This is a genomic window from Vibrio sp. J2-4, assembly GCF_021728155.1.
GTDB lineage: Bacteria > Pseudomonadota > Gammaproteobacteria > Enterobacterales > Vibrionaceae > Vibrio > Vibrio diabolicus.
Map to the genome: position 1 here is coordinate 549,426 of NZ_JAKKCN010000001.1, position 26,975 is coordinate 576,400.

Here is a 26,975-nt window from a genome sequence, read left to right on the forward strand (position 1 = left end):
TAGTGATTGGACGTCTTCGTGGCACACTGATTGAAAAACAACCACCTGAAGTATTAATTGAAGTTAATGGCATTGGTTATGAAGTACAGATGCCAATGAGCTGTTTTTACGAGCTGCCAAATGTTGGCGAAGAAGCCATTATTTATACTCACTTTGTCGTCCGTGAAGATGCACAATTGCTATACGGTTTCAACACAGTAAAAGAACGAGCACTTTTCCGTGAAGTGATCAAAGCCAATGGCGTTGGTCCTAAACTCGGTCTTGGTATTCTCTCTGGTATGACAGCAACGCAATTTGTTACTTGTGTGGAACATGAAGACGTTTCTACGCTGGTTAAGCTTCCAGGCGTTGGCAAGAAAACCGCAGAGCGATTGGTTGTTGAAATGAAAGACCGATTGAAAGGGTGGGGCGCTGGCGATCTATTTACACCATTTACGGATGCTGCTCCTGCGGATTCTGGTGCGACATCCAACAACGCGGAAGAAGAGGCAATTAGCGCACTTCTAGCTTTGGGTTACAAGCCGACTCAAGCATCGAAAGTGGTGTCTCAAATTGCTAAACCGGACATGAGCAGTGAGCAAATGATCCGTGAAGCTCTAAAATCAATGGTGTAACGCTGGTTTCACAGTGAGCATTTGTTCAAGATAACTCATTCTCTAAGGTTAATGCCAATCGCTTAACGATGTTTTTTGTGTCATTCCAGCGAGCCTAGCGAGACTGGGAATCTAATAGCAGCACGCTGAGCGGTTAATGAAACAATTTGACCATAAATCGCTCGGATAGAAGATCCTGTATCACGCTCCTTCGTCGCTGTACAGGATGACGAGATATAGAAATATGCCACTTGCTGTTAAACGAGCGGCATTATTCTCTCAGGTAACCATTTTTCAAGGTAAAAAGATGATTGAAGCCGATCGTTTAATCGCGCCAGAAAACCCTGCCTTTCGTGATGAAGATGTCATTGACCGTGCTATTCGGCCAAAAAAATTAGCGGATTACCAAGGTCAGGACCATGTCCGTGACCAAATGGAGATCTTCATTAAAGCTGCTCAGTTACGTAGCGAAGCACTTGATCACCTTTTGATTTTTGGTCCTCCAGGTTTGGGTAAAACCACGCTAGCAAATATTGTCGCCAACGAGATGGAAGTAAACATCCGTACTACTTCAGGGCCAGTTCTTGAAAAAGCAGGGGATTTAGCCGCGTTACTAACCAACCTAGAAGAAAACGATGTGTTGTTCATCGATGAGATTCACCGCTTAAGCCCGATGGTTGAAGAGGTGCTGTATCCGGCGATGGAAGATTATCAACTGGATATTATGATCGGTGAAGGTCCGGCCGCTCGTTCTATTAAGATCGATTTGCCGCCGTTTACTTTGATTGGTGCAACGACCCGAGCGGGCTCTTTAACGTCACCATTACGAGACCGTTTTGGTATTACTCAGCGTCTTGAATTTTATAAGATAAAAGACCTACAAGATATTGTGCAGCGCAGCGCGGATTGTTTAGGTTTGTCAATGGAACCTGAAGGCGCATTGGAAGTGGCAAGACGTGCACGTGGCACACCACGTATTGCTAACCGTCTACTACGTCGTGTTCGCGATTATGCGGAAGTGAAAGGAAATGGTCACATTTGTGCAGAGGTTGCCGACAAAGCGCTGAATATGCTTGATGTGGACGCCGAAGGTTTCGATTACATGGACCGCAAACTACTACTCGCAATTATGGAGAAATTTGGTGGTGGTCCGGTCGGACTCGATAACATGGCGGCAGCGATTGGTGAAGAAAAGGATACCATCGAAGACGTTCTTGAGCCTTATCTTATTCAGCAAGGTTATTTACAACGCACTCCACGTGGAAGAATCGCGACAGATCGTGCGTATTTGCATTTCGGAATTGAAAAATAAGATTCCCGCGCTGGGCCTTTGCTGCCCAGCGCTTCATTAAAGTTGACCAAACTCACATTTTTTGAATTTCTTCTCATACCAGTTTAGTAAGTAAAAAGCATTGATTGTTAACTCTATGTTTGCTCGCAACTGGTTAATTTCTCTCCTGATTACTCTCTCTTAACATCCGTATCTAATACTGGTTGATCTGGATCAATGTGATGGATTTTTGTTCAAATTCCGCGCATAAACATTGATGTATATCAAAGCGCATTCCGGCTATAAACCTTTTGAAACAATCTGTTTTTACAAGTAATATTAGCCCTAGCTATATTAGCTGATGCTTAACAATTAACTAACCAATGAAGCACATTTTTGCAACAATGAGTTGTGATAATTCAACATTTTTCAAGTGTAAATAACACTTGAATATGGATTGCAATATGTAGAGAGTGTCATTCAGCCGACACATAGGAGTTACCATGATTGACGTAGTTGATCTATCGCGGTTGCAGTTTGCACTGACAGCGATGTATCACTTCCTATTCGTACCATTGACCCTTGGTATGGCCTTCCTTCTGGCCATTATGGAATCGATGTACGTAATGACGAACAAGCAAATCTACAAGGACATGACCAAGTTCTGGGGTAAGCTATTCGGTATTAACTTTGCACTTGGTGTGGCGACAGGCCTTACCATGGAATTCCAGTTTGGTACGAACTGGTCTTACTACTCCCACTATGTAGGTGACATCTTCGGTGCGCCGCTAGCGATCGAAGCCCTTGTCGCATTCTTCCTGGAGTCAACTTTTGTTGGTCTATTCTTCTTCGGGTGGGATCGTCTATCTAAACGTCAACACTTAGCGGTTACTTGGCTTGTGGCGCTGGGCTCTAACTTCTCTGCACTTTGGATTCTTATCGCAAACGGCTGGATGCAAAACCCAGTAGGCGCGGACTTCAACTTCGAAACCATGCGAATGGAAATGGTAAGCTTCTCTGAAGTTGTACTAAACCCAGTTGCTCAGGTTAAGTTCGTGCATACGGTTGCTTCTGGTTACACTTGTGGCGCAATGTTTATTCTAGGCATCAGTTCATACTACCTATTAAAAGGTCGTGACATTGCGTTTGCTCGTCGTTCATTTGCTATCGCTGCATCTTTCGGTATTGCAGCTATCTTATCTACCATCGTTCTTGGCGACGAATCTGGCTACGAGCTTGGTGAAGTTCAAAAAGTGAAGCTTGCTGCAATTGAAGCAGAATGGCACACAGAGCCAGCTCCAGCAGCGTTTACGTTGTTTGGTGTTCCTAACCAAGAAACCATGCACACAGATTACGCAATCAAGATCCCTTACGTAATGGGTATCATCGCGACACGTTCTTTTGATGAGCAAGTAACAGGTCTTCGTGACCTACGTGATGAGCACGTCGATCGTATTCGTGACGGTATGTACGCGTATGAACTTCTAGAGAAGCTTCGCGCAGGTGACAAGTCAGAAGAAAACATGACTGCGTTTGATGAAGTGAAGGGTGACCTAGGTTACGGTCTACTTCTAAAACGCTACACAGACAATGTTGTTGATGCGACAGAAGAGCAAATCCAAGCAGCTGCGGACGATTCAATCCCAACAGTATGGCCGCTATTCTGGTCATTCCGTATCATGGTTGCTTGTGGTTTCATCATGCTATTCGTTTTCGGTGCGGCATTTGTTCAAACGTGTCGTCAGAAGATCGAACAAAAACAATGGATTCTTAAAGCTGCACTATTCAGCATCCCACTACCGTGGATTGCGATTGAAGCGGGTTGGTTCGTCGCTGAGTACGGCCGTCAGCCTTGGGCTGTAGGTGAAATTTTACCAGTGCATGTTGCAGCTTCTGCACTAACTGCTGGCGAAATCTGGACTTCACTATTCGCAATTCTGGCGCTATACACGGTATTCCTGGTTGCAGAAGTTTACCTAATGTTGAAATTCGCTCGTAAAGGCCCAAGTAGCCTGAAAACGGGTCGCTACCACTTCGAGCAAAATGCTGACTCTGTTGAAGACAAAGTTAGTCGCCAAGTAGAAGCGTAAGGTAAGGAGATAACAAGATGTTTGATTACGAAATCTTGCGACTCATCTGGTGGGTACTAATCGGTGTTCTACTAGTTGGTTTTGCAGTAACAGACGGTTTCGATATGGGTGTAGGCGCGCTTGTACCTATTATCGGTAAAAACGACACGCAACGTCGCGTCATGATTAACTCAATAGCCCCTCACTGGGATGGTAACCAAGTTTGGCTTATCACTGCTGGTGGTGCATTGTTTGCAGCTTGGCCTTTGGTTTATGCAACGTCATTTTCAGGCTTCTACTTAGCGATGATTTTGACACTAGCAGCGCTATGGCTTCGTCCTCTGGGCCTAGACTACCGCTCTAAAATCGAAGATCCAAAGTGGCGTAATACCTGGGATATCTGTATCTCAATCAGTGGTTTTGTTCCACCAATCATCTTTGGTGTAGCGTTTGGCAACCTACTACAGGGTGTACCATTCCAATTGAGTGAGTTCTTGATGCCAACATACCATGGCTCATTCTTTGGTCTTCTAAACCCATTTGCACTGCTGTGTGGCTTAGTTAGTTTGTTCATGATTTTGATGCAAGGTTCGACTTGGCTACAAATGAAAACAACGGGCGAAGTGCATGTGCGTGCTCGCAACGTTGCTCAGTTGGCTGGTTTACTGACGGTTGCAGCGTTTGTAGCTGCTGGTTTCTGGATCCAAAATATTGATGGTTACGTCATTGTTGGCGGTATCGACACTAATGCAGCTTCTAACCCTCTAAACAAAGAGGTAATCCGTGAAGCTGGTGCGTGGATGAAGAATTTTGAAAACTACCCACTACTATGGGCTGCTCCTGTACTAGGTGTCGCAATGCCGCTTCTTGCCGTATTGGCATCTCGTCTTGAAAAATGTGCGATTTCGTTCATTACTTCAAGCTTGGGTGTTGCTGGCGTTATCTTTACTGCAGGTTTTGCGATGTTCCCATTCATCATGCCTTCAGACTTAATGCCAAGCCACAGCTTAACAATGTGGGATGCAACGTCATCTGAACTGACTCTGAATCTAATGACAGGCGTTGCGTTTGTTATGGTACCAATCATCCTTGGTTACACGTCTTGGACTTACTACAAGATGTTTGGTCGCCTTGATGATCAGTACATTGAAGACAACAAAAACTCACTTTACTAAGGAGCATTTACTATGTGGTATTTCGCATGGATTCTAGGTGTACTACTTGCTTGTGCATTCGGTATCATCAACGCTCTTTGGTTAGAGCACTCAGAAATGATGGACAAAGACAGTGAGTAATCTCGCTGATAAGGTAGCGCAACTTCACGCTCCGATGGATAAGACTCTGTTAAGAGTCTTATCTCTCATCCTTGGCTTTATGCATGTAGGATTGGTGATGTGGGATCCTGAAGCTTACCATCAAGCAATTGGTGGTTTTAACTCAATCATCGCACCAGCACTGATTTGGTCTGTATGCTCAAGCATGGTTTACGGTGTGGGCTTCAAACCGAGAAACTGGTACTGGCAAGCTTTGTTTAGTCCCTACTTTTCGTTAGCTATCTTAATTTATTTAACGGCACTTTATTTCTTTTAGGCTGAAATACGCTGTAATAAAGTCGGTTACTAAATCATCGAATAAAAGCTAGGTATTTCGCCTAGCTTTTATTTTTTCTACAAATTTCAAAAATATTCCCTTAGCTCGGTACCAATTGCTGTCGCTTCAGTTATAGTAATTACTTTAAAGAATTGAATATATTGGGACTCCCTTGCAAGGCACATCAAATCTCTTTCGCTGGCCGATCACCGTGTACTATGAAGACACCGATGCGGGCGGCGTTGTATATCATTCTAATTATCTAAAATTCTTTGAGCGCGCGCGGACAGAAATGTTACGTGCCAAAGGCATTTCTCAACATGTGTTACTGGAACAAAATATCGGCTTTGTTGTCCGACACATGGATATTGATTTCAACCAAGGGGCAAGGCTGGACGAGCATTTGACAGTATTAACCCGAGTGTCAGAAATAAAACGTGCTTCCCTGCAATTCTGTCAAGAGTTGGTCAATGATCAAGGCAAGATATTGTGCAAGGCCTCTGTTAAGGTAGCATGTATCGATAATAAGAAAATGAAACCAATAGCTATTCCAACCTTTATAAATTCGGAGCTAACAAATAGTGACTGCTGATATTTCCATTTTAGATCTCTTTCTTCAGGCCAGTCTGTTGGTAAAGCTTGTGATGCTGACGTTGCTTGGCATGTCAATTGTGTCATGGGCAATGATCATCAAGCGCAGCAAAGTGCTTTCTCAAGCGTCAAAGAATGCAGAGCAGTTTGAAGACAAATTCTGGTCGGGTACTGATCTTTCTCAGCTTTACCAAAAAGTAAAAGCGCGTAAAGACGAAATTGAAGGCACAGAAGAAATTTTTTACGCGGGTTTCACGGAGTTTGCTCGTCTACGTAAGAGCAACGCAAACTCACCAGCGTACATCATGGAAGGCACTGGCCGCGCAATGCGCGTTGCTGTCTCTCGTGAGGTTGATGAACTAGAAACAAGCTTACCATTCTTAGCGACAGTCGGTTCTATCAGTCCTTACATCGGCCTATTTGGTACCGTTTGGGGCATCATGCACGCTTTTATTGCGTTGGGAGAAGTAAAACAAGCTACGTTGTCTATGGTTGCACCGGGTATCGCCGAGGCGTTGATCGCGACAGCGATGGGTCTATTTGCGGCTATTCCGGCAGTAATGGCGTACAACCGCCTAAGCAATAAAGTGAGTAAACTAGAGCACACTTACGCAACATTTTCTGAAGAATTCCACAGCATCCTTCATCGCCAAGCGATGGCTGGCCGAGACAGCGCGGATAAGGAATAAAGCATGGCGGGTTATCAACCTAAAAAGCGAAAAATGACAGCGGAGATCAACGTTGTTCCGTACATTGACGTAATGCTCGTACTGTTGATCATTTTTATGGCGACCGCTCCATTTGTGACTCAAGGCGTCGATGTTGATCTTCCGAAAACATCGACCGCTGAATCTATGCAAGACCTTGCTGGCGAAACTGACAGTAGTTTTATCATCATCGAAATTGATAGCGAGGGTAATTTAGGCCTAAGCGTAAACGATGAAGAAGTTCAACGAGGTTTGTCGTTGCAAGATGTTATTGTGCGAGTGAAAGCGGAGCGAGAGGTTAAGCCAGATTCACCAGTTGCGGTAGGTGGCGACGCGGCAACACCATATGCCGATGTTGTGCTATTGCTGGATGAACTAAGTCGAGCTGGTATCCCTAAGGTAGGTCTAATGACCGATATCAGGGAATAGACATCAATTATCTATGAAAGATCACAAGAAGAAACCCAACCAATACGCCAAACCGATAGCGATATCGGTTGGTTTGCATGCAATTTTAGTTGCAGCCCTGCTTTGGGGGACGGACTTCAACATGTCTAAACCAGAGCCTACAGGGCAAATGGTTCAAGCTGTTGTCATCGATCCAAAACTTGTGCAGCAACAAGCGAAAGAAATTCGCCAGCAACGCGAAAAGGCAGCAAAAAAAGAACAAGAGCGTCTTGATAAATTGAGACGCGAAGCAGAGCAGCTAGAAAAAAACCGTAAAGCTGAAGAAGAGCAAATTCGCAAGTTGAAAGAACAGCAAGCGAAAGATGCTCAAGCGGCACGAGAAGCAGAAGCTGCACGTAAGAAAAAAGAGCAAGAGCGCAAGCAGGAAGAAGAACGCGTTCGCAAAGAAAAAGAGCGAGCTGCTAAGCTAGAGAAAGAGCGTAAGGCAAAAGAAGAAGCTGTGCGTAAAGCTGAGCAGGAGCGTTTAGCGAAAGAAGCCGCTATAGCAAAAGCTGAGCAAGAACGTCTAGCTCGTGAAAAGGCAGCAAAAGAAGCGGAAGAAAAAGCACGTCGTGAGCGTGAAGCCGCTGAAAAAGCTGAAAAAGAGCGCATTGCAAAAGAGAAAGCGGCAAAAGAAGCGGCAGAGCGAGAGCGCAAAGCGAGAGAAGCTGCAGAACGTGCGGAGCGCGAGCGTAAAGCGCAAGAAGCCGCGCTAGATGATATTTTTGCGGGCCTTGAGAGTGAGTCAGAACAGAATCAGCAAGCTAAAAATCAACATGTGCAATCTGAAGTCGACCGCTACGGTGCAATTTACAAACAATTGATAGAGAGTCGTATCATTAAGGACGATTATCTTGTGGGAAAGTCGTGTAGGCTTAATGTGAAGCTAGTTCCTACTGGGACTGATGGTATTGTAAGTAATGTTACTGTGTTAAACGGTGACTCTCGTCTTTGTAGTGCAGCTAAAAGTGCAGTTGCCCAAGTTGGTAACTTTCCGATGCCGAAAGACCGAGATGTTATTGATAAAGTTAGAGATATCAACTTAACCGTTGAGTACTAGAATAAGGAATAAGACGTGATTAGACGCCTTTTACTAGGAATGTTTGTACTGTTTAGCAGTATGACAAATGTGGCGAATGCCGCATTAGAGTTGGTCATTACCGATGGTATTGATTCAGCACGACCAATTGCTGTTGTTCCGTTTAAGTGGGAGGGCACTCAAGCGCTTCCAACGGATATTTCTGCTGTTATTGCCTCGGATTTGCAACGCAGTGGTAAGTTCAGCCCCGTTCCAACGAGCAAGATGCCACAAACTCCGTTCAGTGAATCAGAAGTCAATTTTGATGCCTGGACTAATTTAGGTGTAGATGCTCTGCTGACTGGCTCAATCAAACAAAATGCTCAAGGTGATTACGTTATCAACTACCAACTTGTTGATATTGTGCGTGGCCAGCTAACGGGCGGGAAAAGTAAAGCGCTTGGTAGCGATGGCGAATTAGTACTGTCAAAAGATCATGTGCTGTTCAATAAGGTCGCGACCGTTCAAGGCCCTCGCATGCGTGAGTACGCTCACCGCATCTCTGATTTGGTGTATGAGCAGTTAACGGGTGACCGTGGTGCCTTCATGACCCGTATTGCATACGTGGTGGTGAATGATAAAGACCGTTTCCCTTACCAACTTCGTGTGGCTGATTACGATGGTTACAACGAGCGCTTGGTTTTACGTTCTAAGCAACCATTAATGTCACCAGCATGGTCGCCAGATGGTAAAAAGCTTGCGTATGTTAGCTTCCAAAATGGTCAAGCAGAAATCTTTATCATGAACATCTACACCGGTGAGCGTGAGAAGATTACTTCATACCCACGTCATAATGGTGCGCCAAGATTTTCGCCTGATGGCAACAAGTTAGCGATTGTTCTCTCTAAGACAGGCTCGCTTCATGTTTATACGTTCGATCTTAACACTCGCAAGCTGACGCAAATTACGCGTGGCAGATCAAATAATACTGAACCGTTCTGGCATCCAGATGGAAAATCGTTGATTTTCACATCGGATAGGGGTGGTAAACCACAGATTTATCAAGTAAATTTGGGCAGCGGTTCTATTGACCGTTTGACTTGGCAAGGCAGCCAAAATTTGGGTGGCCAGATTACTCCTGATGGGCGATTCCTAGTAATGGTGAACCGCAGTAACGCAGGATTTAACTTGGCGAAACAAGATTTGGAAACTGGTGCTCTTCAAGTCTTAACTAAGACCTTGCTTGATGAGTCTCCTAGTATTGCCCCAAACGGTGGCATGGTTGTGTATAGCTCGATTTACAACAAGAAAAACGTACTATCGATGGTGTCAATTGATGGTCGATTCAAAGCTAGATTACCGGCAACAAATGGGCGTGTTAGAGCGCCTGCATGGTCACCGTTTTTGTAGTAATAAGTTTGATTAATAAAGGAAAATAAGATGCAACTGAACAAGGTTCTAAAAGGGCTACTAATCGCGCTTCCTGTAATGGCTGTTACAGCGTGTAGTTCAAGCGACGACGCTGCTTCTAACACTGGTGCAGCAACAAACAACAATGGCGCAGTTGAAACAACAGTAGCTACGCCAATTGATCAAAGCGGTCAGCTAACAGAGCAAGAGCTAAAAGAGCAAGCGCTACGTGAAACTCAAACAATCTACTTTGCTTTTGATAACTCAACAATTGCAGCAGATTACGAAGAGATGCTTGCAGCTCATGCTTCTTACTTAAGCAAGAACCCAGCTCTTAACGTAACTATCGAAGGTCACGCTGATGAGCGTGGTACTCCTGAGTACAACATCGCTCTTGGTGAGCGTCGTGCACAAGCAGTAGCGAACTACCTGCAAGCACTAGGTGTTCAAGCTGACCAAATCTCAATCGTTAGCTATGGTGAAGAGAAGCCACTTCTTCTAGGTCAATCAGATGAAGTTTACGCTAAGAACCGTCGCGCGGTTCTAGTATACTAATTCGAGGTAATCCTCATGTTCAGTAACACTAAGCGCGCTGTTGCGCTTACGTTACTGGCAAGTGCAGCGAACTTTGCGTTCGCTGCACCAGCTCCAGTATCCGATCTCAACAGCACATCATCCGTCTCTAAGAGCCGTTCATCTGAAACGGAAGTAGAGCGTCTAGAGCGCTTGCTACAAAACCGCAATCGCGTTCAGCTCCAAATGCAACAGCAAATTGACCAAATGTCACAAGAGATCAGTGAGTTACGTGGTCAATTAGAGCGAAATAGCTACGAAATGAAGCAAATGTTGCAACGTCAACGAGAGTTGTTTGTCGAGTTAGATCGTGTGCGTGGAGAAATCAAATCCGCGCCTGCGCAAGATGCGAAACCGGCTAAAACAGGTGGTCAGTACACACCAAATGTTGATGAGCAAACGGCATACCAAAATGCAGTCGACCTCATTCTCAAGAAACGTGACTACACTGGCGCAATTGCAGCGTTCCAGCAGTTCCAGAAAGATTATCCTGACTCCACATACTCAGCGAATTCTCACTATTGGCTAGGCCAATTGTACTTCGCTAAGAAGCAGGACAAAGATGCTGTAAAGAGCTTTGCTGCGGTGGTGTCTTATAAAGACTCCAATAAGCGAGCCGATGCTTTGCTCAAGTTAGGTGAAATCGCTGAGCGTAATAACAATGCAGCTCAAGCGAAAAAGTACTACCAACAAGTGGTTGATGAATACCCAGGTAGTGCATCTGCAAAACTTGCTAGCTCTAAGCTGTAAGACGTTATGTTTTAAAAAGGAAGCTTCGGCTTCCTTTTTCTTTTCCGTTTCTTTATCGGTGGTGATCGAAGAAATCGAGAGGAATGGCATCGAGCCTTTCACCCCCATCTTGTAACGGATTCTTTCAATCAGAAATGCTACCTGTAACAAAGATATACGGCTAGATAGCTAGAAATCCCCGCGACAAGTTGGTTTTTGAAAATTAACGAGGTTACAATACTCGGATTAAAGGAAGTTGCGTAGAGCAAGAGCAATGAGCCATATATTAGATAAAATCGACACTGTTTACCCATTCCCACCGAAACCAGTTCCATTAAGCGAAGAAGAAAAAGCATCTTACATTGAGCGCATTAAAAAGCTGCTAAAAGAAAAGGATGCGGTACTTATCGCGCACTACTATACCGATCCTGAGATTCAAGCCCTAGCGGAAGAAACGGGTGGTTTTGTTGGTGACTCGTTGGAAATGGCGAAGTTTGGTAATCGTCATCCTGCAAGCACACTGATCATTGGCGGTGTTCGCTTTATGGGCGAGTCGGCCAAAATCCTAACACCAGAAAAGCGAATTCTAATGCCAACGTTGGAAGCGGAATGTTCGCTCGATCTTGGCTGTCCAGCGGATAAGTTCAGTGAGTTCTGTGATGCTCACCCTGATCACACGGTTGTGGTTTATGCAAATACGTCTGCCGCAGTTAAAGCTCGTGCCGATTGGGTCGTTACATCAAGCATTGCGCTTGAAATCGTGGAACACTTAGACGCTGAAGACAAGCCAATCATCTGGGGACCAGACCGTCACCTAGGGTCGTACATCGCTAATAAAACTGGCGCAGACATGCTGCTATGGCAAGGTGAGTGTGTGGTTCATGATGAGTTTTCTGCTGATGCGCTACGCAAAATGAAGAGCGTGTATCCAGATGCGGCTATTTTGGTTCACCCTGAATCACCAGCAAGTGTCGTAGAACTTGCCGATGCCGTTGGCTCGACGAGTCAGTTGATCAAAGCAGCGAAAGCGCTTCCTCATAAACAAATGATCGTTGCGACAGACAAAGGCATTTTCTTTAAAATGCAGCAACTTGTGCCAGATAAAGAACTTATCGAAGCGCCAACCGCAGGTGCTGGCGCAACATGTCGCAGCTGCGCACACTGTCCTTGGATGGCAATGAACGGTTTGAAAGCGATAGAGAAAGCGCTTAGCGAAGGCGGTGAAGAACACGAGATCTTTGTTGATGAAGAATTGCGTGTTAAATCGCTCATTCCGTTAAATCGTATGTTGGACTTTGCTGAGCAGCTAAATATGCAAGTGAAAGGTAATGCTTAAAAAGTAGGCGTAACTGAAAGTAAATCTCAAAAACCAGCCGAATATGGCTGGTTTTTTTGTGTCTTACTATCAATGAGTTACTATTGATGTAATCAATGAATATCGAGGTCATAAATTTATGGCGGTGTGGTTAGTAGTTAAAAAGTGGCTTAGTTCACACCTTTTTAAATTGAGCAACCGAAGTCTTCTCATCTTTAGTGGCTTGTATGTGAGCCTTTCATGGGGACTGCTTGTTCTCGCTGGTGAAACCGCATTAACAGACAGCTTCTCTAACTTTATCTATTACCTTATGGTTACGGCGAGTACGGTGGGCTATGGCGATCATTCTCCAGTGACAGATTTGGGTAAATGGGTTGTTGCTCTGTTTGTGATCCCAGGCGGTTTGAGCCTATTCGCTGCATTATTGGGACGTGTCGCTGGAGCAGCGATGGATTACTGGAGAGCGGGTATTTTAGGAAAACGGAGAGTAAGAGTGGAAAACCATATTGTATTGTTGGGTTGGAATGGATCGAGAACGATGCACCTTATTCGCATGTTACAACATGAAGAAGAGGGGAAGCGTCCGATTGTTTTGTGCAGCCGTTCAGAAATAGAAAACCCGTTACCAGGCGAGATCAGTTTTATCAAAGTGACCAGCTACACGGATTCACAAGAGATGAAAAACGCCAACATTGCGGAAGCCGCTTGCGTTATTGTTGATAACCTCTCGGACGATATTACGCTGTCAGCCGCGCTGTACTGCGCTTCTGTGAATCCTTCCGCACATTTGGTCGCTTACTTTAAAGATGAGGCGTTAGGCCGTCTTTTAAGTCAACATTGTCCGAAAGCGGAATGCATACCTGCAGTTGGCGCGGAAATGCTGGCAAAAGCGGCGGTAGATCCGGGCTCAAGTGCACTTCACCAAGAGCTATTAGCTTCAACACGAGGTATGACTCAATACTCGGTCATTTATCCTGAAAGGCTGCCAGTAACTACTGTTGAGAGTCTCTTCGTTTTTCTCAAAAGGCGTCATCATGCCACGCTAATTGCTTTTGACATTGGCCATGGTATCCAACTCAACCCAGATTTAGATGCTGAAGTACCACCGAGTACCAAGCTGTTTTACATTGCAGATGAACGTATTGAAGATTTTGCATGGAAAGAAATGCACAAGGAACAATAATGCACATGATTGCTGACCTGTTAGCAGGTTTTCCCAACTTTTTACTCTATTTTTCTGTTTCAATTATTTTCGTTTTGGCGTTTAAGTTCATCTACGTGAAGCTTACGCCTTACGATGAATGGCACCTGATCAAAGAAAAGCAAAATACAGCGGCAGCGATTGCACTAAGTGGCGCATTTCTTGGTTATTGTATTGCGATTTCGGGGGCGGCAAAAAACTCAGTCAACATTGTCGATTTTATGGTATGGGGCGTTGTTGCAATGCTGGCGCAGATCATTGCATTTGCGATTGTACGTTTTGTTTTACTTCCAAAAGTGACTGAGCGTATCGAAAAAGATGAGCTGCCTGCCGGTATTGTATTAGCGGCTGTTTCTATATCGGTCGGTGTATTAAATGCCGCTTGTATGACGTACTAGGAGGAACGATGAAGCGGAGTTCTAACGTTAAACGTTCTTCCATGGACAAAAGTTTAAAGCTTGGGAAAATTATTCCCTTTGCTGCTTTTGGCGGTATTTTCTTCTTTGCGACACAAGAATCGAAAACCGAAGGCTACATTTTTTCTGACGCTGATGAATGCAAATCAAACTCGCCAGAGTTCAGTGAGCAGTGCGATATTGCTTATCAAGAAGCTTTGGCTCGCGCTGAACGAAATGCCCCTCGCTACAACAATGAGTTCGAATGTGAAAATGATTTTTACGAAGACGATTGTTACTACAGTTCCAGTTCCCGAGCTTATGTGCCTCACTTTGGGGGCTTCTTTTACAGTCGCGCACTGAGCGGTTTGAAAGGTTACAACAAGAGCTATTACTCTGAACCAATGTATCGCTATAAATCCAAATTCTATAATGGTGCCGGACAATTTTTTGGTTCCTATCGTAATCAGCCGACGAAGGTTGCGACCAGTAACCTAAATAAACGTGGTGGCGGAACTATTGGTAGAGCAATGTCTCGAGGCGGGTTTGGTAAAGCGGTATCGGTCAGCCGAGGCGGTTAATAAGCACTATGTTTCGACGAGAAATACAAGAACGAGAAAACTGGCGTGAGTTAGCACGCCAGTTTGGTTTTGGCTTCCATTCCATGTATGACCAACCGTATTGGGATGAGAGTGCTTACTATCAATTCACGCTTGAGCAAATAGAGAACGATATTGAAGCGCCCACTGAAGAGCTGCATCAGATGTGCTTGGCTATTGTGGATGAAGTAGTTCGGAGTGAGAGGTTGCTGACGCAATGTGCGATCCCTGAATTTATGTGGGAGCAGGTCGCTTCTTCGTGGCACCGAAATGAACCCTCGCTCTATTCGCGTCTGGATTTTGCATACAACGGAACTTCGCCAGCTAAGTTACTGGAAAACAATGCGGATACGCCGACCAGCCTGTTTGAAACGGGTTTTTGGCAGTGGGTGTGGTTAGAGGATGTTGTAAATAAAGGTCTAATTCACCAGAGTGCGGATCAATTCAACATTCTTCAAGACTTTTTGATTGAACGTTTTTCCGAGATAGCCAAATATCAACCCGGGCAAACCCTTCACTTTAGCTGCTGCAAGTACACTGAAGAAGATAAAGGGACTGTCCAGTATTTAGAAGATTGCGCGCGCGAAGCTGGGTTAGCGACGGCGTTTGTTTATGTCGAAGATATTGGTGCGACGGAAGATGGTCAGTTCGTGGATGCAGATGACAGAGCGATTCGTTGGATGTTCAAGCTTTATCCGTGGGAGTTTATGTTTGAAGAGGAATATGCGAAATACTTAGCGACCGCGAAAGTGAATTGGTTAGAACCCATGTGGAAGTCGATTCTATCCAACAAAGCACTTTTACCGTTATTGTGGGAGCGCTTTCCGAATCATCCTAATCTTTTACCTGCCTATTTTGCTAACGATTCAAAAGCGAACACTTTGAAAGATTTTGTAATCAAACCACTATTCTCTCGAGAAGGCGCAAATATTGAGATCGTCAAAGGTGGGAAACGCATACTCAAAACGGCAGGGCCTTATGAATCTAAATTCAATATCGTCCAGCAGTATCGTCCGTTACCCAAGTTTGGGCAAAGCCATACGTTAATTGGCAGTTGGCTAGTCAACGATAGAGCCGCTGGGATTTCGATTCGGGAAGACACTAGCTTAGTCACGCAAGATATGGCGCGATATATTCCACATGTGATTTTAACATGATCAAAAAAGCTCTCCATCCAGAGAGCTTTTGTCTATTCAGCGGTTCAATCTTGATGGTCGACAGCGTTGTGTCTTATTGTTCTTCAGCTAATGCAACACCGCGCTGAGTAAGACCACATAGCATCACTGGCATGGCATTGAAGATCTCTTCAAACTGTTCTAAGCCTTCCATGCCTTGTTCTGCCAACGTTTCAATGGTCGTTTCTGGATCGTAAAGCATCGTAAGAGAAAGCAAAACACCGCCGAGTAGAGCATTATCTTCGCTGTCCTCTGGCATTAGCGTTTCCCAGTCATCACGAGCAAGTTGCCAACCTTGTAATACACCTTCACAGAAATCACGGGTCTGGCTTGTTACAATATCTTGTTCATCTAACGCGCATCCTTCAGGCCACTGCCAAGATCCTTCTAGAAGAGTAGGACGAGTTTGGTTCCACATTTGTACAATCTCATCAATGTATTGCTCTAATTGCTCACCGTCAGTAAATGGCGCTGTTTCTTCACCACCCCATAAGAATGGCAACCACTCTTGAGGCATTAATACGTTTGGCGCTGCAGCCATCGCTGTTACAAAGCCTTGAGTTTTTGCTAGGTTTAGTAGTTTACCGTCAAGTTCTGGGAGAGAAAGGATGTCTTGTAGTTTCAAAATAGAATACCATTTGTTAATGGGCTGGTTGATTGCGCTCATCTTACCAATCAATTTGTGATAAATCGATATTAGGGAATGATTCACAGACATCTATGGAAATTCGCTCATCACTTAGAAAAAAAAGCATTCTCGCCCTGACACTGTACCTGTGTTTCTTTATCGCAACGATTGGTTCTGTTGCCTATTTGGTTGTCGAGCCTCCGGTTAGGCAAAAGCTGGAGCAAAACCTAGAGTTACGCACCCAACTGCTTGCACTAGAGATTAAAGAGCCTCTCCTTAGCTCTACTGGTGTATTGAGCAGCCTAGCAGGACTCGCCCAGGGGACTGAAAAAATTCAATCTCTCAACACGACAATTCCGCATATTCTCCAATTGAGTGATGAGATGCTCGTCAGTGGTGGCGTATGGCCTAAACCAGAACTCAAAACTGAACAATGGCGATATAAAAGCCTATTCTTCAACAAAAACAGTGATGGCGGTATTGACCAAATTCACTCCTACAATAATCCTGAATCTGGCGGCTATGATAATGAACCATGGTATAAGGCAGCTGCTGACGCGCCAGTTGGTTCTGTGAGTTGGTCTACGGTTTATATCGACACTTTTACTCAGGTTCAGATGATTACTGCGTCTTCCCCATATTATCAAAACGGTCAATTCGCTGGCGTTGTAACGGTAGACTTATCGCTTGATGCACTTTTTCAGTTTATTCGAGAGCACACGAACCTGCACTCTTTAGGTGTGGTGGTTCGCGATGCTGACTCGAACGTGATTATTGAGCACAACTTCCAACTAACAGACGAAATTTATGTCAGTGAGCTTGATTTTGGAGAGTTCGATTGGCGCATGGAAGTTGTCAACGCGAAAGCTAAAGTAGCCGATCAAGTGTTTGAACAAGTCATGAGTGTTGAGGGGAGGATCATTCCATTCTTACTCTTGTGTGTACTGGTCGGGTATTACTTGCTGAATCGTTACATTGTCGAACCGATTGTCCGTATTGCGGCTAAGATTGATGACTCGAAAACTGGCGGGATCATAGACATTGATTACGATAGCGAAGATGAAATTGGACAGCTCATCGAGAAGTTCAATGAAAAAACCATCTATCTAGAGCAAGAGAGAATAAAAGCCCAGGCTTCGACAAACGCTAAAACGGCATTTTTAGCCACATTATCCCATGAGGTTCGTACGCCAATGAACGGTGTATTAGGAACCGCTCAGATATTGTTAAAAACGCCACTCACCGATGATCAACGTAAGCACCTGAGAACACTTTATGACTCAGGTGATCATATGATGACGTTACTTAATGAGATTTTAGATTACTCAAAAATTGAGCAAGGACATGTTGAATTCGAAAATACGCCTTTCCCCATTGAGTCGATCATCGGCAGCATAAAAAGTGTTTATCAAACACTATGTGCAGAAAAAGGCCTTCGTTTTAGAGTCGTGTCTCATTTACCAACAGGGCGCTGGTACAACAATGACAAAGCCCGTCTGCGCCAAGTATTGTTTAACCTACTAAACAACGCTGTCAAGTTCACCAACCGAGGCATCGTAGAGGTAGAGCTGACCGAGAAATCGAGCAAGGCAGGTACCAAGCTTATTCTCGCGGTGAAAGATACGGGTATCGGTATTTCTCAAGAAGCGCAAAAACGCATTTTCCGTCCTTTTGAACAAGCGGAGTCCTCGACGACTAGGCGGTTTGGTGGTACAGGGCTTGGTTTGGCGATAGTAAAAGAAATTGCCGAGCATATGGGAGGGCATGTGATTGTGCAGAGTCAAGAGAATGTCGGGACAACCTTTACCGTCGAGATCGCGCTTACGCCTTGTGAGCCTGGGAAAGTGGAAGCAGTCAATGCACATAAGCTGAATTGCAAAGGTTTGAAAGCGCTCATTGTCGAAGACAACCGAACAAATGCGATCATTATGGAAACTTTCCTAAGAGCCAAAGGCTTTGAGTGCACAAGTGTTGAAAATGGTCAGCTTGCCGTCGATGAGGTGGCCGTTCAGTCATTTGATTTGATATTAATGGACAATCATATGCCTGTTCTTGATGGTGTTGGGGCAATATCAGCCATTCGAGCGATGAGTTCGCCTGTAAAGTCGGTACTGATCTTTGGCTGCACAGCAGATGTATTCAAAGAAACACAAGAGCGCATGATAAATGTAGGAGCCGACCACATAATTGCGAAACCAATTGTGGAGTCTGAATTAAATGATGCGTTATATCTCCATGCAGCACGGTTATACCAATACCAGTCGGACTTTGGTGATAATACAACGGATATCCTTGATGCGGAAAAGTGGCTACTAAACTTCTATGTTGCTCTAGATAATGGTCATCTCAACGAAGCGCTAGAGGCTATTTCAGCGATTATTGCTCAAGTCACCCCTGATGCTAATAAAGACGTTTCTTTAGTTGCCGAGCGAATAAGGCGTAACTTAAAGCGTCAGCAGTCTCCAAACCAAGATGATATCGACACATTAACGCTCTTGCTCGCATCATCATAGCTTAATCCATATAGCGCGATTCAACGCAATCATGAATTGTCTTTACTCTTCATACCTAACCTTAGCTGAATCGTCTGTTTTTTCCTTACTTTCAATGAGCTTAGCGCTGCTGTTGGATTCTGTCATAAGAGAAACGGTGCGGCTCTCAGTTGCGCTCACATCGGGAATACTCTGAATTTTTACAACTCAGTAGCATAAGTTATTAGAATGATCGTTTATTCCCCGAACTTTATCCTAACCCTCCATCCAAACAATCACTTATCCCACTTTTTGTGTAAGTTAAATCCGTATTTTTCTACCATTTTTACGTCATTTTAAGCGTGTTTAGTTGTTAGTGGTGAAAAAAACTACTTTCATTTTAAAAAATGGTTATAAATTTACAACTTGATTTCAAATACAGTGCCATGCGCTGCTTTTTATGTGATTTAATTGTCTTATTAACTGGTCATGTGTTTGTTTGATGGTTGATAGTTTTATTTTGTTTATTGTTGGTAGTATTTAATTTTAGGGGTTAGTTAATGAAGTCTCGTGGACCATTTTGTATTCGTCACGCCGCAGCGGATACCTTTGCTATGGTTGTTTTTTGCTTTATCACAGGGATGATTGTCGAGATTTTGATTTCAGGGATGACGTTTGAGCAATCTTTAGCATCACGTACACTATCTATTCCAGTGAATATTGCTATTGCTTGGCCGTATGGCGTTTTTCGTGATTGGGTACTACGTCAGGGTAACAAGGTATCGCCGTCTTCATTTATGAAAAACGTATCTGATCTGGTCGCTTATGTGCTTTTTCAGTCTCCAGTTTATGCGGGAATTTTATTCGCAGTTGGTGCGTCTACAGACCAAATAGTGACCGCGGTGACAAGTAACGCCATTATTTCTTGCGGTATGGGTGTGTTGTATGGGTACTTCTTGGACATGTGCCGCCGTTGGTTCCGTGTTCCCGGTTATTCTCAAGGCATCTAAATGCCCCAGTTTTGCTCAATTTAGTTACTTAGTGAGCAATCGAGTGGAAAAGGGCGCTTTTTTTTATGTTTAGCCTTGACCATCAGGCACATAATCATTAAATTAGCGCCTCGTTAGCCAATGATGCTAACAAAAATTGATTCGGTGAGTTGTCCGAGTGGCTGAAGGAGCACGCCTGGAAAGTGTGTATACGGCAACGTATCGAGAGTTCGAATCTCTCACTCACCGCCACATTTGAGCCCTAGCAGAAATGCTGGGGCTTTTTCGTATTACGCGACAAGTTCAATCCCAGAGCTGTATATCGTATTGATTCTCAATTACTCATTGAGTCGGCAAGCCCTTCAAAAAGCCTCCTTTTTTATTCATCTTTTGTTACACATTTTCCGTACAGGTAGTGCGTTTTTATTCGCATGTTGTGATGAGCGTTCCTTATTAAATTTTCCATAAAATCAATTAATTGTTGAAATTAGAACGCTTGTCAAAAAGTCATCAGATATCATGTTTAATAGAGTCTTTTACCTAATGGGATACTCTATTTGTTTGATATAATTTCTGGCAGTTTGTATACCATAATTAAAGAGAGTCTATTCATGTTCCAGAACTTAACGATCAAGCAGAAGATAGTGATTCCGCTGTCACTGATTATTGGATTGTTTATTGTGAGCTCTGTATTAAACGTTATGACAAGTTGGAAACAATCTGAGTTGAGTGAAACACTTAACGAACAGATAGTGCCGAACTTATTAACGATTGAGGATGCTTACCGCGATCTTTACCAAGCTACATCTGCAATCCAAGGTGTTGCTCTTTCTGATACTCAAACCGATATTGACCACCACATCGGTGAATACAAAGACAACGCATACAAAGCGCTGCCACGTATGGAGAAAATGATTGAGCTATCGCAAGCTGGCGTGATGTCTTCTTCACACGGTAATGAAGTGAGAAAGCTTGTCTCCCTAGGTGAAAAATGGTTGGCGAGTTATGAAGCGATGTTGCGTTTACCTCAATCACAATGGCTTGGTTACTACAACGAACACAAACACACCTTTGAAAATCAGTTTATCGAGGTAAGAGCGCAACTTAATGTTGTGAAAGATGCGATAGAAGAAAAACAAAGCTTATTGAAAGATGAAATCTCTGCAGCTGCATCAAGAGCAGAGTTAATTCTTGAAGCGGGCATTGTGATTGTTATTCTGGCCGCTATTGCGATGGCGTTTTTGTTGTTGCAAACCGTCGTGAAGCCTATCAACGATATCAAAAATGCGATGACAGAAATTGCTTCTGGTGAAGGTGATTTAAGCCAGCGAATCGACGTGAAAACACAAGACGAAATTGGCAATTTAGCGAACGCGTTTAATCAGTTTGTGTCTAAAATCCAAGCGACAGTTTCTCAAGTAATTGAAAGTTCGAATACCTTGCGTAATGAGATGGAAAATCTTAGCTCGTTGACCACGACCATCGCGAACTCGACCGTTTCACAGCAAAAAGACAGCGAGGCGGTAGCAGCGGCAGTGCATGAGATGCAAGTCACCAGCAGAAATGTCAGCGATAGCGCCAACGAAGCTGCGGTTGCAAGCCAGACTGCGAATGATGAACTTACCAATACCAATGTTATTTTGGATCAAACCGTTAGCTCAATTCGTAGCCTCGCAAGTGAAATCGAAAGTGCAAGCCACGTCATTAACACATTGGATCATGATGTGAGTAACATTGCTTCTGTATTGGATGTCATTCGTGGTATCGCAGAGCAAACGAACTTATTGGCGCTTAACGCAGCGATTGAAGCGGCTCGTGCAGGAGAGCAAGGGCGAGGCTTTGCTGTTGTAGCAGATGAGGTTCGCTCGTTAGCCAGTCGCACACAACAGAGCACGGGTGAAATCCAAACCATGATTGAAAAGCTACAATCTGGTGCGGGACAAGCCGTAGAAGTGATGCGTGGTAGCCAAAATAGCAGTGATGAAACAATTCAATCGGCAGGGAGAGCGAGTCAATCCCTTTCTGAAATCTTAAACGCGATTTCACGTATGAACGAGATGAACACACACATTGCAACGGCTGCAAGCCAGCAAAGTACGGTAAGTGACGAAGTAAATAGCAACGTACAAGGCATTGCAGATAGCAGTACATCTATTGTGGAAATCGTCAACCAATCGCAAGCATCTTTAGCCATGTTATCAGAGCAAACCCAGCGCTTAGATCATCAGGTTAGTCAGTTCAAAGTATAAGCTTGAGAACTGCAGTCTCACTGACGAAATAACCCGCTTCTTAGCGGGTTATTTTTTAGATAAGGGTCGAACCTGACTTGTGAAGGCTCGACTATATTTACATTCCTCTTTTACTTAACTTTGTATACCAGAGGTGCAAATAATCCTAGACAGCGGTGACAAACTCTGTACAGCGTGATGATGCTTTTATCATCACTTTTGCTGCTTTTTAACCATTGCAATTGCTCACAGGAAAGTGTGATTTCCAACCCAAAATCTTCAAATTTGAGAACTTCATTACACCTTTACCATAAACGTTTTTCGTAAGCGTATAGAACTGTAAATTTTGTTGTATGTACAACACTGGGTAATTATCATCCTAATTAATTTGTTCTGGATATACATCCGTTAGTCATCATTAAGTCATTCTAGAAGTTTTTAGCAAGGAATCTTGAAGGCTTGTAGGTAAAAGAGAGAAAAATTCATGAGACGTAAAACCACGCTATCTCTGCTGATTGCGTCGAGCCTTTTTGTGGTTGGATGTCAACCTAGCGAAGAAGGATCGAGCCAAGGTAGTGGTCCTGCGCCCGCAACCGAAGTTGAAGTGTTAACGGTGGAACCAACTCGCCAAGCGTTAACTGTCGAGTTGCCAGGTCGTAGCCGTGCATTCAAAGAAGCGGAAGTTCGTCCGCAAGTTACAGGCATTATTTCAGAGCGAAATTTTGTTGAAGGGGGCCTTGTTAAACAAGGACAGTCCCTATATCAAATTGATGATTCATCATTTCAAGCGGATTTGCTGAGCGCTGAAGCGGAATTAATCCGAGCTCAAGCAGCGGCAGAATCGACCCATGCCACAGTGAAGCGTTACAGAACCTTGATCACCAAAAAGTCCATCAGCCAACAAGATTTGGATGAAGCAGAAGCAGCATACAAGGAAGCGCAAGCACAGGTCCTAGTCGCAAAAGCGAAGATCAATACGGCAAAAATCAATTTAGATTACACGCAAGTGAAAGCTCCGATTAGCGGTGTGATCGGTAAATCGAGTGTGACGGCGGGTGCGTTGGTTACGGCTAACCAAGCAGCCAAATTAGCGACCATTCAGCAGCTTGATCCTATCAACGTTGATATTGTGCAATCATCCGCGCAACTGCTGCGTTTAAAAGCGGCTCTTTCCCAAGGTCATATGCAAGAAGATGACTCTGCGCAAGTTACATTGATGCTTGAAGATGGCAGCACGTACGAACATAAAGGCACGATGAAATTTACCGAGGTTAATGTGAATGAAAGTACGGGTAGCGTGACGCTTCGTGCTGAATTCCCAAACCCTGACGGTTTGTTACTACCAGGAATGTTTGTTCGTGCGACGGTTATTACTGGTGTTGACCCTGACGCGATTCTGATACCACAAAATACCGTTTCTCGTGATGCGACAGGCAAAGCAACAGTGATGATGGTGAATGGTGAGAACAAAGTGGAAGCGAGACCAGTGAAGACAGCTGAAGCGATCAATAATCAATGGCGTATTATTGATGGTTTAAACGCGGGCGATAAAGTCATTACTGCTGGGTTACAAAAGGTAGGTCCAGGTAGTCCTGTAACTATCCAAAACGGTGAGCAGGAGTAATCATGGCACGATTTTTTATCGATCGTCCGGTATTTGCTTGGGTTCTCGCGATTCTAACGATGTTGGCGGGGGTAATGTCATTATTCAATTTACCCGTCTCGCAATACCCAACGATTTCACCGACAACGATCACCATCAGTGCACGTTATCCAGGTGCATCAGCGAAAACCGTTGAAGACTCGGTAACGCAGGTTATCGAGCAAAATATGACGGGATTAGATTATCTTCGCTACCTATCATCGAGCAGTGATGCATTCGGTAATGCGACAATTACCCTGACGTTTGATAGCGAAGCTGATCCTGATATCGCGCAAGTACAGGTGCAGAACAAACTGCAATTGGCATTGACATCATTGCCGATGGAAGTACAAAACCAAGGTATCGTCGTGAATAAATCCAACACGGCGTTTCTCATGGTGGTGGCAGTTTATTCTGAAGATCCTGACTTTACAGAAAACGATATCGGCGACTTTGTTGTAACGAATATTCAAGACCCGATAAGTCGTGTAACTGGCGTAGGACAAGTGCAGGCGTTTGGTGCGCAGTATGCGATGCGAGTCTGGCTGGACCCATTTAAGCTTACGCAGTTCAACTTGACCGCAATCGATGTAGCGAATGCGATCAGTGAACAGAACGCGCAAGTTTCTTCAGGTCAACTTGGTGCAGCACCTGCGCAGGAAGGTCAGCTGTTGAATGCAACGATTTCGTCTGCAAGTCGTTTGAGCAGTGTGGAAGAGTTCCAAGACATCATTCTTAAGTCTGACGCCAGCGGTTCGAATGTTTATTTGAAAGATGTAGCTCGCGTTGAACGTGGGGCAGAAAGTTACGACATTCGAGGCCAATATAATGGCTTCCCAGCATCGGGGTTAGGTATTTCATTAGGTACTGGCGCAAACGCGCTTGAGACAGCCAATGCGGTAAAAGAGCGCTTAGACCAACTGAGTGCTACGTTCCCAGAAGGGTTACAGGTTGCTTACCCATTTGAAACGACGCCATTCGTCAAAGCCTCGATTCAAGAAGTGGTTAAAACGCTATTAGAAGCCATTCTTCTTGTGTTCTTAATCATGTACCTGTTCTTGCAGAACTTCCGTGCGACGATCATTCCAACGATCGCAGTGCCTGTCGTACTACTCGGCACCTTCGCTATTTTGTACGCGACTGGATTTAGCGTAAATACGTTAACCATGTTCGCGATGGTTCTGGCTATCGGTTTGCTGGTGGACGATGCCATCGTTGTGGTGGAAAACGTCGAGCGCGTGATGCATGAGGATGGGTTAGAGCCCAAAGAAGCGACCAAAAAATCGATGGGGCAGATCACTGGTGCTCTGATTGGTGTGGGTCTGACGCTTTCTGCGGTATTCGTCCCTATGGCGTTTATGTCTGGCTCTACAGGGGTTATTTACCGTCAGTTCTCGATAACGATTGTGGCGGCGATGACACTTTCAGTTTTGGTAGCAATAATTCTGACTCCAGCATTATGTGCAACATTACTGAAAAAAGGCGATGCTGAGCTTCTAGAAAAGAAAGGCTTCTTTGGCTGGTTTAACCGCAAGTTTGATGCGATGACAGCTGGCTATGAAACCGGCGTTGCTAAACTCCTAAAGCGCACAGGTCGTATGTTGGTTGTATTCTTGGCAATGAGTGCAGGTGCGGGCTGGCTGTTTATGAACCTTCCGACGTCATTCTTGCCGGATGAAGACCAAGGCACGGTATTCTCAATGGCCATTTTGCCGCCTAACTCAACGCAAGAGCAGACGGAAAAAACACTTGAGAAAATGCGCGACTTTTACCTTGTGGATGAGAAAGACAACGTGAAATCAGTCTTCTCCGTTGCGGGCTTTAGTTTTGCAGGTCAAGGCCAAAACATGGGGATGGCCTTTATCGGTCTGAAAGATTGGTCAGAGCGTGAAGCGCCGGGTGCTGATGCAGCTTCCATTACGGGTCGAGCGATGGGGTACTTCTCAACCATTAAAGAAGCACTGGTGTTTGCATTTGCACCTCCTGCGATTCAAGAATTGGGTAACTCGACAGGCTTTGATTTCTATCTTCAAGATTCGTTGAACAAAGGTCACGACGCATTAGTCGCTGCGCAAGGTCAACTGCTTGGCATGGCTGCACAAAACCCGAAACTTGTCGGTGTTCGTCCGAACGGCCAAGCAGATGCGCCAATGTACAAAGTGAACATTGACCACGTTAAACTGCGTGCTCTGGATGTTAGCATTAATGACGTCAACCAAATCCTGTCAGCGGCATGGGGCGGGGCGTACATTAACGACTATATTGATCGCGGTCGAGTGAAAAAAGTCATGATGCAAAGTGATGCGGAATACCGTATGCAGCCAAAAGACTTCGATTCGTGGTACGTGCGCAACTCAAAAGGTGAGATGGTGCCTTTCTCTGCCTTTGCGAGCGGAGAGTGGACGTATGGTTCACCTCTTTTGCAGCGTTTTGATGGTTTGCCAGCGATGAATATCCAAGGCGGCGCAGCTCCTGGCGTCAGTACTGGTGAAGCCATGGCAGAAATTGAAGCAATGGTAGAAAAGCTACCAGAAGGCTTTACGGTGAACTGGAATGGCATCTCTTATGAGGAGCGTCTGTCTGGAAACCAAGCGCCAATGTTATATGCGCTGTCTATCCTCGTCGTATTCTTAGTTCTCGCCGCTTTGTATGAAAGTTGGTCAGTACCTTTCGCCGTAGTGTTAGTTGTGCCACTTGGTGTGCTTGGCGCTGTGCTCGCGGTAATGACGCGAAGTATGGACAACGATGTATTCTTCCAGGTGAGCTTATTAACGACGGTCGGCTTGGCAACTAAAAACGCCATTCTGATTGTTGAGTTTGCGAAAGATTACTACGAGAAAGGCGCAGGCCTTATCGAAGCTACCCTGCATGCCGTTCGTGTTCGTCTGCGCCCAATTATTATGACATCGCTAGCCTTTGGTCTGGGTGTAGTACCGCTTGCTATCAGTTCAGGTGTGGGCTCAGCAGGTCAAAATGCGGTAGGTACTGGTGTACTTGGTGGCATGATCAGTGCGACGATCTTAGGTATATTCTTTGTGCCAATCTTCTTTGTGGTGGTTGAGCGATTGTTTGATCGACGTGCGAGAAAAGAATCGGAGGCAGAGTTGTCTGAGACTAATCCTAAACCAGCTCAGCAAAGCGAGTAAGACTTGGTTGCTGTAACTGAGTTATACTGGTGATAATAAACACGATAAAAGGGCGCTTCGGCGCTCTTTATTTTATGTTTTCACTTGGTGGTTACCGTCTTTGACGCAAACTTGAAGGGGGAGCGTTTTGCCTTATGCAGAATCTGCTTACTCCTCCGACCGAATGAAAGCCTAAAGAAGAACAAACGA

The 26,975-nt window shown here is 44.6% G+C and carries 24 protein-coding genes and 1 tRNA gene; 24 read left to right on the forward strand and 1 reads right to left on the reverse strand.

Going from position 1 to position 26,975, the window contains the following annotated elements:
* The first annotated feature begins 2 nt into the window (after positions 1–2).
* The 18 genes from ruvA to L3V32_RS02570 all read left to right on the forward strand — a co-directional run bounded on the left by ruvA (position 3) and on the right by L3V32_RS02570 (position 15,664).
* On the forward strand, positions 3–614 hold the full coding sequence (gene ruvA, locus L3V32_RS02485) for a Holliday junction branch migration protein RuvA (protein WP_012841979.1): 612 nt from the start codon (positions 3–5) through the stop codon (positions 612–614).
* 286 nt (positions 615–900) lie between these two features.
* Positions 901–1,905, forward strand: coding sequence for a Holliday junction branch migration DNA helicase RuvB (gene ruvB, locus L3V32_RS02490; protein WP_031780162.1), 1,005 nt, complete (start codon positions 901–903; stop codon positions 1,903–1,905).
* Between the two features lie 461 nt (positions 1,906–2,366).
* Positions 2,367–3,953, forward strand: a complete 1,587-nt coding sequence (gene cydA / locus L3V32_RS02495) for a cytochrome ubiquinol oxidase subunit I (protein WP_104971476.1) — start codon at positions 2,367–2,369, stop codon at positions 3,951–3,953.
* Between the two features lie 17 nt (positions 3,954–3,970).
* A complete protein-coding gene (cydB, locus tag L3V32_RS02500; protein WP_006742909.1) occupies positions 3,971–5,107 on the forward strand; it encodes a cytochrome d ubiquinol oxidase subunit II in 1,137 nt (378 codons plus the stop codon).
* 12 nt (positions 5,108–5,119) lie between these two features.
* Positions 5,120–5,227, forward strand: a complete 108-nt coding sequence (cydX, locus tag L3V32_RS02505) for a cytochrome bd-I oxidase subunit CydX (protein ID WP_000270284.1) — start codon at positions 5,120–5,122, stop codon at positions 5,225–5,227.
* Positions 5,220–5,522: a cyd operon protein YbgE gene (ybgE, locus tag L3V32_RS02510; RefSeq protein ID WP_041852976.1), complete on the forward strand. Its 303-nt coding sequence runs from the start codon at positions 5,220–5,222 to the stop codon at positions 5,520–5,522. Before cydX ends, ybgE begins: the two co-directional genes overlap by 8 nt.
* 172 nt (positions 5,523–5,694) lie before the next feature.
* A complete protein-coding gene (gene ybgC, locus L3V32_RS02515) occupies positions 5,695–6,114 on the forward strand; it encodes a tol-pal system-associated acyl-CoA thioesterase (RefSeq protein WP_012841975.1) in 420 nt (139 codons plus the stop codon).
* Positions 6,104–6,802 carry a protein TolQ gene (tolQ, locus tag L3V32_RS02520; RefSeq protein ID WP_005378301.1) on the forward strand — a complete coding sequence of 233 codons (699 nt, stop codon included), beginning with the start codon at positions 6,104–6,106 and terminating at the stop codon, positions 6,800–6,802. Before ybgC ends, tolQ begins: the two co-directional genes overlap by 11 nt.
* A gap of 3 nt (positions 6,803–6,805) precedes the next feature.
* Entirely contained in the window at positions 6,806–7,249 is a 444-nt protein-coding gene (locus tag L3V32_RS02525) for an ExbD/TolR family protein (RefSeq protein WP_005378298.1), read from the forward strand.
* A 13-nt stretch (positions 7,250–7,262) separates the two neighbouring features.
* Positions 7,263–8,327 (forward strand): cell envelope integrity protein TolA, encoded by a 1,065-nt coding sequence (tolA, locus tag L3V32_RS02530; RefSeq protein WP_176320329.1) that lies wholly within the window; start codon positions 7,263–7,265, stop codon positions 8,325–8,327.
* Between the two features lie 15 nt (positions 8,328–8,342).
* The gene (gene tolB / locus L3V32_RS02535) at positions 8,343–9,695 is read left to right on the forward strand and encodes a Tol-Pal system beta propeller repeat protein TolB (RefSeq protein ID WP_005390758.1); all 1,353 of its coding nucleotides are present in this window, start codon (positions 8,343–8,345) and stop codon (positions 9,693–9,695) included.
* Between the two features lie 30 nt (positions 9,696–9,725).
* Positions 9,726–10,250, forward strand: coding sequence for a peptidoglycan-associated lipoprotein Pal (gene pal, locus L3V32_RS02540; RefSeq protein ID WP_005378293.1), 525 nt, complete (start codon positions 9,726–9,728; stop codon positions 10,248–10,250).
* A 15-nt stretch (positions 10,251–10,265) separates the two neighbouring features.
* A complete protein-coding gene (gene ybgF, locus L3V32_RS02545) occupies positions 10,266–11,018 on the forward strand; it encodes a tol-pal system protein YbgF (RefSeq protein WP_047008561.1) in 753 nt (250 codons plus the stop codon).
* 253 nt (positions 11,019–11,271) lie between these two features.
* A complete protein-coding gene (gene nadA, locus L3V32_RS02550) occupies positions 11,272–12,333 on the forward strand; it encodes a quinolinate synthase NadA (RefSeq protein WP_193447987.1) in 1,062 nt (353 codons plus the stop codon).
* 118 nt (positions 12,334–12,451) lie between these two features.
* Positions 12,452–13,495 carry a potassium channel family protein gene (locus L3V32_RS02555; RefSeq protein ID WP_237283749.1) on the forward strand — a complete coding sequence of 348 codons (1,044 nt, stop codon included), beginning with the start codon at positions 12,452–12,454 and terminating at the stop codon, positions 13,493–13,495.
* The gene (locus L3V32_RS02560; protein ID WP_005390766.1) at positions 13,495–13,911 is read left to right on the forward strand and encodes a DUF350 domain-containing protein; all 417 of its coding nucleotides are present in this window, start codon (positions 13,495–13,497) and stop codon (positions 13,909–13,911) included. Before L3V32_RS02555 ends, L3V32_RS02560 begins: the two co-directional genes overlap by 1 nt.
* A gap of 8 nt (positions 13,912–13,919) precedes the next feature.
* A complete protein-coding gene (locus L3V32_RS02565; RefSeq protein WP_005390768.1) occupies positions 13,920–14,489 on the forward strand; it encodes a DUF1190 domain-containing protein in 570 nt (189 codons plus the stop codon).
* Between the two features lie 8 nt (positions 14,490–14,497).
* Positions 14,498–15,664 (forward strand): glutathionylspermidine synthase family protein, encoded by a 1,167-nt coding sequence (locus L3V32_RS02570; RefSeq protein ID WP_237283750.1) that lies wholly within the window; start codon positions 14,498–14,500, stop codon positions 15,662–15,664.
* Positions 15,665–15,737: 73 nt separating this feature from the next.
* Here the strand turns inward: L3V32_RS02570 and L3V32_RS02575 are convergent, their stop codons facing one another.
* Entirely contained in the window at positions 15,738–16,349 is a 612-nt protein-coding gene (locus L3V32_RS02575) for a YecA family protein (RefSeq protein WP_104969249.1), read from the reverse strand.
* Positions 16,350–16,402: 53 nt separating this feature from the next.
* Between L3V32_RS02575 and L3V32_RS02580 the strand changes: the two genes are divergently transcribed.
* From L3V32_RS02580 to L3V32_RS02605, 6 genes are all read left to right on the forward strand, one after another.
* The gene (locus L3V32_RS02580; protein WP_237283751.1) at positions 16,403–18,823 is read left to right on the forward strand and encodes an ATP-binding protein; all 2,421 of its coding nucleotides are present in this window, start codon (positions 16,403–16,405) and stop codon (positions 18,821–18,823) included.
* Between the two features lie 518 nt (positions 18,824–19,341).
* Complete coding sequence (locus L3V32_RS02585; RefSeq protein WP_047008566.1) at positions 19,342–19,791, forward strand: L-alanine exporter AlaE; 450 nt, start codon at positions 19,342–19,344, stop codon at positions 19,789–19,791.
* 143 nt (positions 19,792–19,934) lie between these two features.
* A tRNA-Ser gene (locus L3V32_RS02590) sits at positions 19,935–20,022 on the forward strand.
* 359 nt (positions 20,023–20,381) lie between these two features.
* On the forward strand, positions 20,382–22,019 hold the full coding sequence (locus L3V32_RS02595; RefSeq protein WP_237283752.1) for a methyl-accepting chemotaxis protein: 1,638 nt from the start codon (positions 20,382–20,384) through the stop codon (positions 22,017–22,019).
* 463 nt (positions 22,020–22,482) lie between these two features.
* Positions 22,483–23,622 (forward strand): efflux RND transporter periplasmic adaptor subunit, encoded by a 1,140-nt coding sequence (locus tag L3V32_RS02600; RefSeq protein ID WP_182032606.1) that lies wholly within the window; start codon positions 22,483–22,485, stop codon positions 23,620–23,622.
* 2 nt (positions 23,623–23,624) lie between these two features.
* Positions 23,625–26,786, forward strand: a complete 3,162-nt coding sequence (locus L3V32_RS02605) for an efflux RND transporter permease subunit (RefSeq protein WP_237283753.1) — start codon at positions 23,625–23,627, stop codon at positions 26,784–26,786.
* Positions 26,787–26,975: the final 189 nt, after the last annotated feature.